9 protein-coding genes are annotated in these 11,780 nt (G+C 62.7%); 5 read left to right on the top strand and 4 right to left on the bottom strand.

Going from position 1 to position 11,780, the window contains the following annotated elements; all coding sequences use genetic code 11:
- Positions 1–31 precede the first annotated feature (31 nt).
- Positions 32–262, top strand: a complete 231-nt coding sequence (locus CSW57_RS21120) for a hypothetical protein (protein ID WP_143696586.1) — start codon at positions 32–34, stop codon at positions 260–262.
- A 71-nt stretch (positions 263–333) separates the two neighbouring features.
- Here CSW57_RS21120 and CSW57_RS21125 read toward each other — a convergent pair whose 3' ends face one another.
- Together CSW57_RS21125 and CSW57_RS21130 are read right to left on the bottom strand one after the other, a co-directional pair.
- The gene (locus CSW57_RS21125) at positions 334–1,194 is read right to left on the bottom strand and encodes an LLM class F420-dependent oxidoreductase (protein ID WP_099384686.1); all 861 of its coding nucleotides are present in this window, start codon (positions 1,192–1,194) and stop codon (positions 334–336) included.
- A gap of 81 nt (positions 1,195–1,275) precedes the next feature.
- Entirely contained in the window at positions 1,276–2,451 is a 1,176-nt protein-coding gene (locus CSW57_RS21130) for a glycosyltransferase (protein ID WP_099384392.1), read from the bottom strand.
- A 46-nt stretch (positions 2,452–2,497) separates the two neighbouring features.
- On the opposite strand from CSW57_RS21130, the gene CSW57_RS21135 reads away from it, so the two are divergent.
- Genes CSW57_RS21135 through CSW57_RS21145 form a run of 3 tightly spaced genes read left to right on the top strand, consistent with a single transcriptional unit; the run spans position 2,498 to position 5,831 of the window.
- Positions 2,498–3,436: a WcbI family polysaccharide biosynthesis putative acetyltransferase gene (locus CSW57_RS21135; protein ID WP_223249380.1), complete on the top strand. Its 939-nt coding sequence runs from the start codon at positions 2,498–2,500 to the stop codon at positions 3,434–3,436.
- The gene (locus CSW57_RS21140) at positions 3,433–4,458 is read left to right on the top strand and encodes a hypothetical protein (protein WP_099384394.1); all 1,026 of its coding nucleotides are present in this window, start codon (positions 3,433–3,435) and stop codon (positions 4,456–4,458) included. The genes CSW57_RS21135 and CSW57_RS21140 overlap by 4 nt, the downstream gene beginning before the upstream one ends.
- Complete coding sequence (locus CSW57_RS21145; protein WP_189339346.1) at positions 4,455–5,831, top strand: glycosyltransferase; 1,377 nt, start codon at positions 4,455–4,457, stop codon at positions 5,829–5,831. Before CSW57_RS21140 ends, CSW57_RS21145 begins: the two co-directional genes overlap by 4 nt.
- A gap of 8 nt (positions 5,832–5,839) precedes the next feature.
- On the opposite strand, the gene CSW57_RS21150 is transcribed toward CSW57_RS21145, so the two are convergent.
- Both CSW57_RS21150 and CSW57_RS21155 read right to left on the bottom strand, forming a co-directional pair.
- Entirely contained in the window at positions 5,840–6,787 is a 948-nt protein-coding gene (locus tag CSW57_RS21150; protein WP_099384688.1) for a quinone oxidoreductase family protein, read from the bottom strand.
- 122 nt (positions 6,788–6,909) lie between these two features.
- Positions 6,910–7,524 (bottom strand): uracil-DNA glycosylase, encoded by a 615-nt coding sequence (locus CSW57_RS21155; RefSeq protein WP_189339347.1) that lies wholly within the window; start codon positions 7,522–7,524, stop codon positions 6,910–6,912.
- Between the two features lie 727 nt (positions 7,525–8,251).
- Between CSW57_RS21155 and CSW57_RS21160 the strand changes: the two genes are divergently transcribed.
- Positions 8,252–11,662: a helicase-related protein gene (locus CSW57_RS21160; protein WP_099384396.1), complete on the top strand. Its 3,411-nt coding sequence runs from the start codon at positions 8,252–8,254 to the stop codon at positions 11,660–11,662.
- Positions 11,663–11,780: the final 118 nt, after the last annotated feature.

Here is an 11,780-nt window from a genome sequence, read left to right on the forward strand (position 1 = left end):
ACAGTCGAGTCCATACCGAATGGAAGGCAGCATGAGCGATTCACCTCCGAACGAGCAGCCTGGCAGTACCGACGAGCCGGGCAAAACCGTCGATGATCTGGAAGAGAAGATCAGTCAGGAACACGCAGACTCAGGCAAAGCAGGGCCACCCATCACCGAGAGCGACCCCGGTGACAGCGGCGATTCAGATTCGAGTGGCTCGGATCCGAGCGGTGACACCAGCACCGCGCAGGGGTCGGCAACCGGGGAACCACCGGACTGACAATCCGAAAGCCGCCCGATCATTCACGATTCGGCTTCGCGTCGACGATCGGACGGTTTTTGCTCACGGCGTCACACCAAGGCCGGAGCCAGACGACGCCACTGCTCCCTCGGGTACACCTTGGGGTCGGTGTCGAGCACCTGCACACAGACGTGGTCGGCACCGGCGGCAAGGTGTTCTTGCACCCGGGCGGCGATGGCGGCTTCGTCGCCCCACGCGATGATGGTGTCGAACAACCGGTCGCTCACCGATGTCAGATCGTCTTCGGTGAAACCCGAGCGCAGCAGGTTGTTCGCGTAGTTCGGCAGCCCAAGGTAGTTACGCAGCCACTCGGTTCCGATCGAGCGGGCGTGGTCGGCGTCTGTGGTCAGGATGGCGGTCTGCTCCGGGAGCAGCAGCGGGCCGGTGCCCAGGGACTCGCGCGCCCGGGCGGTGAAGTCCGGTGTGACCAGGTACGGGTGTGATCCGTTCGCGCGAGTTGCGGACAAGTGCAACATCTTTGGTCCCAGCGCGGCGAGGACGCGGGCGTCGACGGGGACAGGCTGTTCGGTCGCGTCCAGAGCCTCGAGGTACGCCTTGGTCGCAGCCAGCGGCTTCTTGTATCGGCCCGGGTCGCCCGCGTCGATGAGTGGAGCGTGGCTCACGCCGATTCCGAGCAACAAGCGCTCTCCGTGCGCGGAGACCATCGACTGGTATTTGGCGGCGACGTCCACCGGTTCGTGCATCCACAAGTTGAGGATGCCCGTCGCGACGACGGCTCTGCTCGTGGCTCCGAGAAGATTCTCCACGGCGTCGAACAGCGGCCCCCCGACGTCAGGGATCCATAGTGCGGTGTATCCCAGGTCCTCCAGTTCGGCGGCAGCTTCAGCGGATTCAGCGGCATTGCCGTAGCGCAACTGCGAACTCCATACGCCTACACCTGCGAGTTGCATGGTCATCTCCTCGGTGACGCGCGAGGGCGTCGTCGGCGCTCGTGAGCGCGTGGTGTGATTCGAGATCTGCTGTTCACGATGCTAGTCGATCGCTTGATCGGCGCGACCGGTCGCGGTGGAGTAATGTTCGAGCGTTCGCGAGTAAACGGCCTCATGCATCGCCGAAATACGCTGCCGCTCAATCTGTCTCGAGGATCTGCTAGCCGCCGATGTGCTGTCTCGTTCGGCGTGTGTGGCCCTCAAGGCCTCGGTCAGGCTGGTGGGATCGAATCTGTCCAATCCGAAACCGTATGTTCGACATGGCTTTTGATCGGCGAAGTAGCCGCAGTCCGGAGCGATCACCGCGGTCCCCAAGTCGTAGCACGCTTCCAGCCATCCCGAATGTGTTCCGAATCGGTAGGGGAGCACACTGACATCGATCTCGGTCAGGTACTGCCAGAGTTCGTTGTCGTCGAACCGATTGTGAATCCTGAGGTCCACACTGTGCCCGGTCGCGTAGTCGGTGATGATCGCGGCGAGGTCGGCCGTCCGTTGATCGGCACCGGGGTCGAAGACGTTGGAGTCCAGGTCCACCCGCACACGCGTGTCGGGGAGACCTGCCGCCGCGGTCACGATGGTGTCGAGCACGGCAATAGGATCGAGATTGGCCCGGAGACTCTTTGCGTGGAGGCCGACAACGAACTCTGGTCGGCGATCACGAGGCCGGCCGATCATGCCCAAGGGAGCTACATGTGGGTGGGGGATGACAGTGGCCTCGATGCCCCAGCGCTCGACGATCTCCCTGGCCGCTCCGGGAGTCAGGGTGATGACCTCGTCGGCGCCGCGCACCAGGACCTTCAGCTGTTCGAGGTGGAACGTGTTGTCCCGAAAGTGAGGGTTGTGCAGGTCGTGGGCGGTGAACACCAGCGGTTTGTTGTGGCGGCGGAGCAAGTCGACGACTTGGTGGAGTCGTTCGGTGGGGATGGCATCGAATCCGAAGTGCAGGTGAAGCACGTCGAAGTCATCGATGTGGTCGCTCAGCCAGGCGGGTTCGAGCCACCGCGGTGGCCACCACCGATCGTTGGAGTCGGCGCCTTCGGGCACCGGGTCGGGAAGCCGTCTCACCCGCGAATCGCCGGCGTGGAGGTGGGCTACATAGCGGTGGTCGGTGGGCACCGAGGCGACGGTGATCAAGTCGATGATTCCTTCGTGCGCAATTCGGATACCCGGTGTTGTGGCGACCCCGCCCGGCTGTTCGAGAGGGACGCGTCCTGACATCAAAGTACTATCGCGGCGCCCAGCCGATATGCAGGGTCCGACGACGGTGAGCAGAAGGGCAGAAGTGGACGGACGTACCCGGCACTATGGAGAGTTCTACGGTGTCGCCGACACCGCGACGACGGATGATCGGCAAATTCTGGTCGTGTGGGGCAACTGTCAGGCCGAGGCACTGCGGATCGTCTTGTCGGGTTCGCGCGACCTTCCTTACCGCACGGTCCGGGTTCCCCCTGTCCACGAATTGGAGGCGTCCGACATTCCCCGGGTAGAAGATCTGATCCGTCAAGCCGGTGTCATCGTGTCGCAGCCGGTGCGTGAGGGATACCGGGGCCTACCGATCGGCGGTCCCGATCTGGCCGACATGGCACCCTCGGCGCAGCGCATCGTGTGGCCGGTGATCCGCTACGGAGGGCTGTACCCCTTCCAGGTCATCGTTAGGCACCCGGCAAGCCCGGCTGCGGTGCCGGCGGCCGTTCCCTACCACGATCTCAGGACTGTTCTTGCGGCTCGCGACGGACGAGAGTCCTTCGAGGACTGGGACGTCGAGGTCACGCCTGAACGTGTTCGTGAAGCAGCGCGGTGGAGTATCGCTCAGCTGTCGGCCCGCGAGAGCCGGCATTGCGACGTCTCGATTTCCGATACCCTGCTCGACCTCGGGGCAGATGCCGCGCACACGATCAATCACCCCGGCAACAAGACGTTGATGGTGCTCGGCGAGCGAATACTCGACGCACTCGGTGCACCCGCGCCGATCGCGCCGGATCGCGAGTTGCTCGGAAACACCCGGGCTCCACTGGAACAACGTGTGATCGAGGCCTTGGGTGTGCAGGCCGCCGCCCGGCTCTCGTGGTCGGTGGACGGGGCGCAGGTGAGTGAAGAAGATGTACACAAACGCCAAATGCTCTGGTACGCCGACCATCCGGAGTACATCGACGCGGCCCTGGAACGGTACCGGGAGCTGGTCTCCATATTGGGTCTGTCATGACGAGACCGATTGGTCACCTCGCCGTCGGGCCTCGAGCGCATGGTGTTGTTCGCTACGCGCATTCGGTCTTCGATGCTGCGATCGCGGAGGGCGCCGACCATCGACTGCACCACCTGGATGGCCCGATTGTCGACGACCCGACCACTGACGTCCGAGACATGTTGGACGACTGCGCGCTTGTGCATCTGCACGTGACAGACCGCCTGTTCGGACGTACGCCGACCGAAGCCCGCCGCACGGTCTTGTCGATGATCGAGAATCTGAGTCGGCCTGTGTCGGTGACCCTCCATGACCTTCCTCAGCCGTCGGACGGTCAGGCCATGCCTGCCCGGGTGGAGTTCTACCGGTCGGTGGCGCGAGCTGCCTCGGGGGTGATCGTGTCGAGCCGCCATGAAGCGACACTGTTCGCCGACTTCGTCGACCGAGACATCGTCGTCGAAGTGGTTCCGCTGATGTTCGACGATGTTCGTGTCGAAAAGCCGGTTCCGACTGCACGATTGACGGTTGCAGTCCTGGGTTTTCTCTACCCGGGTAAGGGGCATGGCGAAACCCTGCAAGCGATGTCGGGGCTTGATCCGTCTGTTGGCTTCGTCGCGCTCGGTCGTCCTTCACCGGGCCATCAACACATCGCCGATGAACTCGAGGTGATGGCGGCGGATATGGGTCGAACGTGCGAGATCACCGGCTTCCTGTCCGATGACGAACTTCGCAGGCGAGCGGCCGAGGTCACCGTGCCGGTGGCCTTTCACAGACACATGTCCGCATCCGGCTCCATCAACTCATGGATTTCGGCGGGCCGCCGGCCACTGGTACCGCGGACCGCGTACACCGAGGAGATCGCGACACGGTCCCCTGGCGTGGTCGCCTTGCACGCCGACGACACCAATTCGCTGCGAGCCGCGATCCATCGTGCCATCGCCGATCCTGGGAGCACCTGGATCGATTCGGCGGCAAAGCCGATGCCGACGCCCGCGGACGTGGCAACGACGTACGAGCGGCTACTGCGGCGGTGGAGTGCGTGAGCGCGATTCCTCTCGACGACGGACGGATGATCCTGCCGGACAATCGGTGGGACCTCGTCGGGTACTCGTCGGATACGCCGTTGGTGAGTGTTGTCATCCCGTACTACAACCAGCGACGTCAGCTGGACCTCGTGCTGAAAGCATTGACGGCGCAGACATATCCACGAGATCGGTTAGAGGTGGTGATCGCAGATGACGGGTCCGCGCAGGCACCCGATCTCAGCGAGTGGGCCTCGAAGCTGTCGGTGACAGTGGTCAGTCAGGAGGACAGGGGGTTTCGCGCGGCGGCCGCTCGCAATCTAGGCGCGTCGTCGTCCACGGGGTCGATCTTGTGCTTCCTCGATGCCGATACCGTGCCCACACCCGACTACATCCGCCTGGCCGTCCGATTGCCCGCGGTGGCCCCGGACACCATCGTCGTCGGAAGGCGTAAGCACGCAGACCTCGCGCAGGTCACTGCGGACTTGGTCGTCAGCTGGTTGTCCGACAACGCGCACAAAGAACAGGCGCACGGCCACGAACCGCAATGGTTGGTGGACGGATACGACCGCACCCTCAACCTTCTCGCGCCCGGCTGGGATGGGTACAAATATGTGCTCAGTGCTGTGATGACTTGCAGCCGTAATCTTTTCGAAGCCATCGGCGGTTTTGACGAGTCTTTTGTGCAATACGGGGGAGAGGACTGGGAACTGGCGAACCGTGCCTTCATGATGGGCGCCGTATTCGCGCATGAACCCGCAGCGGTGGCCTGGCACGACGGGCCTGACTGGGCGGAGCGGTCGGTGGCGGACCGGGCGGCGGAAAAGAACGCCGAAGCACTGGCCCTGGCGCCGTTGCTCACCGATCCCGCCGCCAGGACCACGGGTCTCGGGTACCTCATCCCAGACGTGGCCGTGGTGATCTCGACCGATGGTCACACCGCGCCGTCGTTGCTGCACACCGTGTCCAGCGTGCTCACGGGCGTCGACAGTGCGGTGTGGTTGACCGGACTCGACGCAGGCGCTCTGCTTCGCGAACTGGGTATCCACGACTCCCGGGTCCGGATCGGCGAGCCGGACTCAAAGGTGCTGTCGCGGTGCCGGTTCGTCGTCGAGGTGACCGGCCGCGCCGTCTTCTCCGCTGACAGTATTGCAAGCCTCACTGCTGAGGTGGCCCCCGGTGCGGCCGGGCAGGTGGTTGTCGAATTCGGCTCGGGGTCCTCGGCGTCGGTGACGACGTGGTCGTCGCGTGCGCTACACAGGTCACGACGATGGTCAGAAGAAGCAGGGCTGACCGCCGAGGAGCTGATCGAGATGTTGTTCGGCGTTCGACACGTCGAGTCCGGAAGTGTCGGAATCGTTGTCGCCGAGGATGAACCGTCGTTGAGCTGGTAGCCCTGTGGTCAGGGCAGCAGGATCACCTTGCCTGCAGCGTGACCGTCCTGGAGGTACCGGTGGGCGTCCTCTGCGTGTGCGAGCGAGTAGGTCCGGTCGATCTCGACCCTCAGGCTGCCGTCGCCGGCCAACCTCGCGAGGTCAGCGCGTGCGGCATCACGAATGGCGGTGCCGGGGTCGGCTCCGGGCCCGTTCCCGAGGAGTTTGATCCCGGTCCCGTCGGTTTTTCCGAAGCCGGCGATGGTCGCGATCCGGCTTTGATCCGAGACCAACTCGAGCGATACCGATATTGCTTCGTCCGTGCCCACGGTGTCGATGGCGGCGTCGACGCCCTCCGGTGCGAGGGAACGGACGCGGTCGGCCAGGCCCGACCCGTAAACGACAGGCACAGCACCCAATTCGGTCAGGACACCGTGCCTGCGATGGCTGGCGGTGGCGACCACCGTGGACCCGCGCAGCACCGCCAATTGGACGGCGCTGAGCCCAACCCCACCTGCACCACCGTGGATCAACAACGTCTCGCCCGCCACAGGGTGGACGGTCTCGAGCAGATGAACTGCGGTTGCACCGACGAGCATCAGACCCGCCGCTTGTTCGAACGAAATCGTGGCGGGCTTGGTCACCACGTTGGAGGCCGACGTCAGTACCTGCTCTGCATAGCCACCTTTGACCCGGAAGGCGATCACCTCGTCGCCGACGGATAGTGGACCTGAGATGCCCGCGGCATCGGGTCCGACGGCGGCGACCACACCCGACACCTCCATGCCCAAGTGCAGAGGGAGCTTGCTCGGGTCGGTACCGAAGGCGCCGCTGTAGAGCTTGAGGTCAACGGGGTTGACGCCTGCCGCTCTGACGTCGATCAGCACTTCTCCGGGCCCCGGGGAACCCAGGTCGAGACCTTTGACCTGGAGGACTTCCGGACCGCCATACGCGCTTGCGACTACTGCCTGTGTCATGAGCGCCATCGTAGATCCGAGTTCGAGGTCCGCAAGCGGCGACAACCGTCAGCTTGTGAAAGGAGTTGGGCCAAAGCGGCACTTTCACGCCGCGGCGGGGTCAAGGCCACGGGTACTGCTGCTCAACCCTCGGCGGTGGCGATGTGTTCAGCTATACGAGTCAGCGTGGAGCGAAGGCGGTCCGCGGCGGCGATTGCGGCGAGCGCAGTGCGCTGTGACGGGTGGGGTGTGGACACCAGCCGATAAAGGCCTGGCAACTCACCCGCCCACAAGGCGCGGGTGAGTCCTTGCAACGCAGGCTTTCCCACGGCCACAACGACTTCAAGCACGGGAAGCTGGTCGAGCACGGCGATCAACATGGGTCGGGCGGCATCGATGTCGGCGAGAGTGGGTGCCCGAGTGTGCGACACCCAAGGAACGACGTTCCACTTGACACATGCCGAGCGGGCCAAGCCGACCTCATCCATCATCGACCGCATGGTGCGGTTCGAGCGATCGGCGTTGTCCAAAGAGCAGAATGCTGCCGCGCCCATTTCAGCAGTGGCAGGGGCAGGGGACTCCATCAAAATCAGGACTCTCGCTGCTGTTCCCGCGTCATCGGGATCGAACCACGGGACCACTGGACTACCAGCGCCTTCACGCCACTGCCTCACCATTGCGTTCAACGTCGCAACATGTGGGTGTTCGAGCCGCGCGCTCTTTGACTCGAACTGGGGCGAAGAGTGGGTGGCAGCCATGCCACCATCATGGCCTGCGAACAATCGGACTGGTCGTACCGGAGAACTGGCCCGCGCGAGCCGTGGGCCCGGATGGGACATCCTGCGCTAAATCCAATTAGCGCGGCTTGGAAACCATGCATCTGCGCAAATGGATAACCGAGGGCAACAGAAGGGTGCTGGGCAGTGGGGAAGGTGGTGGCACCATGACAATGACGGGGGATCTGGCACTGTCTACGACCGCACGGTGGGGCCGCGGCCATCCTGGATCGCTAAAGCGTTCGCCGAGACGTATCCGAAACGGTCTACTGCCTGTCGACGATGGTTCGGTCGTGAGGACCGACGAAGACTGGGACGCGGCGAACGGTGACCCGGTCGGGAAGCTGTCGACCAGACAGTCCAAGGCTGTTCGCGCAACGAAGAGGCCTGGCTCGTCTGTCAGCCATCATTGCGTATGACGCTGGGGCCCTCGCTACGAATGCTTAAGCCGCGATTGACAACAGTCGTCGGTGTGGCGCTGCGTGGGTGCTGGTTGCGACCGCGACAACGATGCACGCTCACACCTGCGACACACCTTCCTCGCTGTGACGAACGGGAGTACTGCTGGCAGGATCGGCCCGGTTCGGCCTTGTTGTCCAACGACCTGGGGCGCCGGGTCATTCCTCAATGGCGGTGCATGTAGCGGGATCGTCCAAACTGTCGTCGGTTTCGAGTAGCGTTCAGGGGCTGTCAATCGGGAGGTCTGTTCGTGCAGCTTGAAGTATTGAAGTCCGGTCTGCGAATCGACGGGGTCATTCCCAACGAGGTGGTCACGGTCATAGCGGCGCAGTGGCACGGCGTCGACGCGCTGGAACTGACCTACAAAAACGCCGCGGGCGGGCTTGGACAGCAAGTCGTGTTCCGGAAAGACCAGGACAATCTAAGAGTTGCTCAAAGTGGTAGCCGCGCCTTCGATGCCACCGCGAGCGACTTCAAACTCGTCGCCGAGGCCCAGCGTATTTCACTGGCCGGGCTGTTCGATCCCATGCTTGCCGTCGCCACTAGCGATGTTCAACCGCTGCCGCACCAGATCCGCGCGGTATATGGCGAACTCCTGCCCCGCACCCCACTGCGATTCCTTCTCGCCGACGACCCGGGCGCCGGCAAGACGATCATGGCTGGCCTCTACATCAAGGAGCTGCTACTGCGCGACGACGTCAAGCAGTGTCTTATTATCGCGCCCGGCGGACTGGTCGAGCAGTGGCAGGACGAACTGTTTTTCAAGTTCGGGCTCCGCTTTGATCTCCTGACCAACCAGCTCATTGATGCCCAAGCTAACTTCAACGTCTTCGAGACCAACCCGCTTCTGATCGCACGGATGGACCAACTCTCCCGCAACGAGCAGCTCCAGGCTCAGCTCAAAGAGACCCAGTGGGACCTGATCATCGTCGACGAGGCCCACCGGATGGGAGCGCACTATTTCGGGGGAGAGCTTCGCAAGACGAAACGGTTCCTGCTGGGCGAAATCCTCGGCCAGATCACCCGCCACTTGCTCCTGATGACAGCGACCCCGCACTCAGGCAAGGAGGAAGACTTCCAGCTTTTCCTGACCCTGCTCGACCGGGACCGGTTCGAAGGCAAACGTAACAAGAGTGTCGACGTGAGCGGTGTTATGCGCCGCATGGTCAAAGAAGACCTCCTGACTTTTGACGGTAAGAAGTTGTTCCCCGAACGTATTGCAGAGACCGTCCCCTATGAACTGACCGCTCGCGAGTATGACCTCTACGAAGACGTTACAAAATACGTCCGGGAGGGGATGAACCGCGCTGATCGCATCGGTGGCAAACGCAAGAACACCGTCGGTTTCGCACTCACTGTCTTGCAGCGACGACTCGCATCCAGTCCAGAAGCGATCTACAAAAGCCTCGTACGACGCTCAGAACGCCTCGAACGCAAGAAATTCGAAATCCAAAACGGTACTTACCGCGACGGTGAACCGACTGTCGATGTTGGCGCCATCGACGACGACGAGTACAACGCCGATGAGCTCGAACAGATCGAAGAAGAACTCCTGGATGCAGCGACCGCTGCCCAGACAGTCGAAGAGCTCAACGCAGAACTCGCCGAACTCAGCGACCTCATCAAAACCGCACGACTCGTCCGCGAAGCTGGTACTGACCGCAAGTGGACCGAACTGTCAAATATTCTCCAGGACAACGCGCTCACCACAGATCCAAACGGCTGGCCACGCAAGTTCATAATTTTCACCGAGCACCGAGACACCCTTGGCTACCTCCAGACCAAGATCGGCTCACTCCTGGGCAAGCCCGACGCAGTGCGCGCCATCCACGGCGGCGTGCGTCGCGCCGAGCGTCGCCAGATCACCGAAGAGTTCACCAAGAACCACGACTGCCAGATCCTCCTGGCCACCGACGCCGCCGGTGAAGGCCTCAACCTGCAGGCCGCCCACCTCATGGTCAACTACGACCTCCCCTGGAACCCGAACCGAATCGAACAACGGTTTGGCCGCGTCCACCGCATCGGACAAGATGAAGTCTGCCGACTGTGGAACCTCGTCGCCGCCAACACCCGCGAGGGCGAAGTCTTCACCCGCCTACTCGAAAAACTTGAACAAATGCGACAGACATACGGCGGCAAAGTGTTCGATGTACTCGGTGAGGCCTTCGCCGACACCCCACTGCGAAACCTGCTGCTCGAAGCCATCCAGTACGGCGAGCGGGCCGACGTCAAGGCCAAGATGCACGAAGTCATCGACGCTTCCATCGGCGACGGACTCAAAGACCTGCTCGACGAACGCGCCCTCGCCTCCGAACACCTCGCCGACGCTGACCTCCGCGCTCTAAGAGCCGCAATGGACGACGCCCGCGCCCGCCGGCTCCAACCGCACTACATCGAACTGTCCTTCAAAGCCGCGTTCACAAAACTCGGCGGCCGCATCGTCAAACGAGAAAAAGGACGCTACGAAATCAGCAACGTTCCACAACACATTCGCTCAGCCGGCACTGGCCCGATCGCAACAAAGTACGACCGCGTCACCTTCGATCTCAGCTTCGTCCAACCCGGCGACCTCACTCGCGCCGATCTCCTAGCACCGGGACACCCACTCCACGACGCGGTCATGAGCGAGGCGATCCGAACTTTCGGCGGCGCCCTCAACCAGGGAACCACCCTGGTCTCTGCCACACTCGAAGAGCCCCAACTCCTCGTCGGGGTCGTCGAAGAGATCACCGACGCCACCGGCGGATCAGTCAACCGGCGCTTCGGCTACGCCTACGTCGACCAGTGCGGCACCGTCAAACCCGCCGGACCGGCGCCCTACCTCGACTGCGTCGCCGCACCCGCGAGTCCAGCCGTTGACGCAGCGCGGAGTCTCGCTTGGCTTGGTGACGCGGAAGACAAAGCAATGAGCTGGGTCATTGCCAACCAGCTCCCGGACTACCTCGCCGAGATTCAGCCACGACGACTTACAGAGCTCGGGAAGGCCCGCGAACTGGTGACTAAACGGCTCAGCTCCGAAAGCGAACGAATCCTGCTCGACGCTGCGGTGGCATCAGAGAAAGAGCAGAAAGGCGAAAGACCCAGAGAGTCTTCCGACAGCCTCAATCGCAAAGCCGTAGAGCTCGATGCGCGGCTGCGCAAACGCTTAGCCTTGCTGGATCAACAGCAGCTCATGTCGACCAAGCCCCCGCATATCGTCACGGCCGCTTTAGTCCTTCCGATCGGACTGCTGGACGACGACATCCCAGCAACCGCACCTATCCACGCTAAAGAAACCAAAGAAGTCGAGCGCCGCGGAGTTGACCTCGTCCTGTCCTGCGAGTACGAGCTAGGACGCAGACCGGTCGAACAAGCCTTCAACAACAAAGGATTCGACATCCTTTCGGCAGACGCCAAAGGCGACACCTACAGGATCGAGGTGAAAGCGCGCATCGAAGGCGCCAAAGACTTCTTCGTGACCCACAACGAAGTCATGACCGGCAAGAACGCCGTTCCGCGGTACCGCCTCGCTCTCGTCAAGGTCGACCCTCGCGGTCCGCAGTACGACGAGGTCCGGTACCTCGACAATCCCTTCGCCACCACCGATCTCGGCGACTTCGAGGCCACCGGAATCCGAGGCAACTGGGGCAAGACCTGGGCTAAAGGCATGTCGCCGTTCTGACGTCCAGATACCTGTACCGGCGACTAGTGTTCCACAGCGTCGGGCTCACCGCGTAGGTTCATGTCCAAAAAGAATGCCGCGACAGTGGCGATGTTAGCCCGTGATTCCGGGCACGGAA

This window comes from Williamsia muralis, from assembly GCF_002735905.1.
Taxonomy (GTDB): Bacteria; Actinomycetota; Actinomycetes; order Mycobacteriales; family Mycobacteriaceae; genus Williamsia; species Williamsia muralis_A.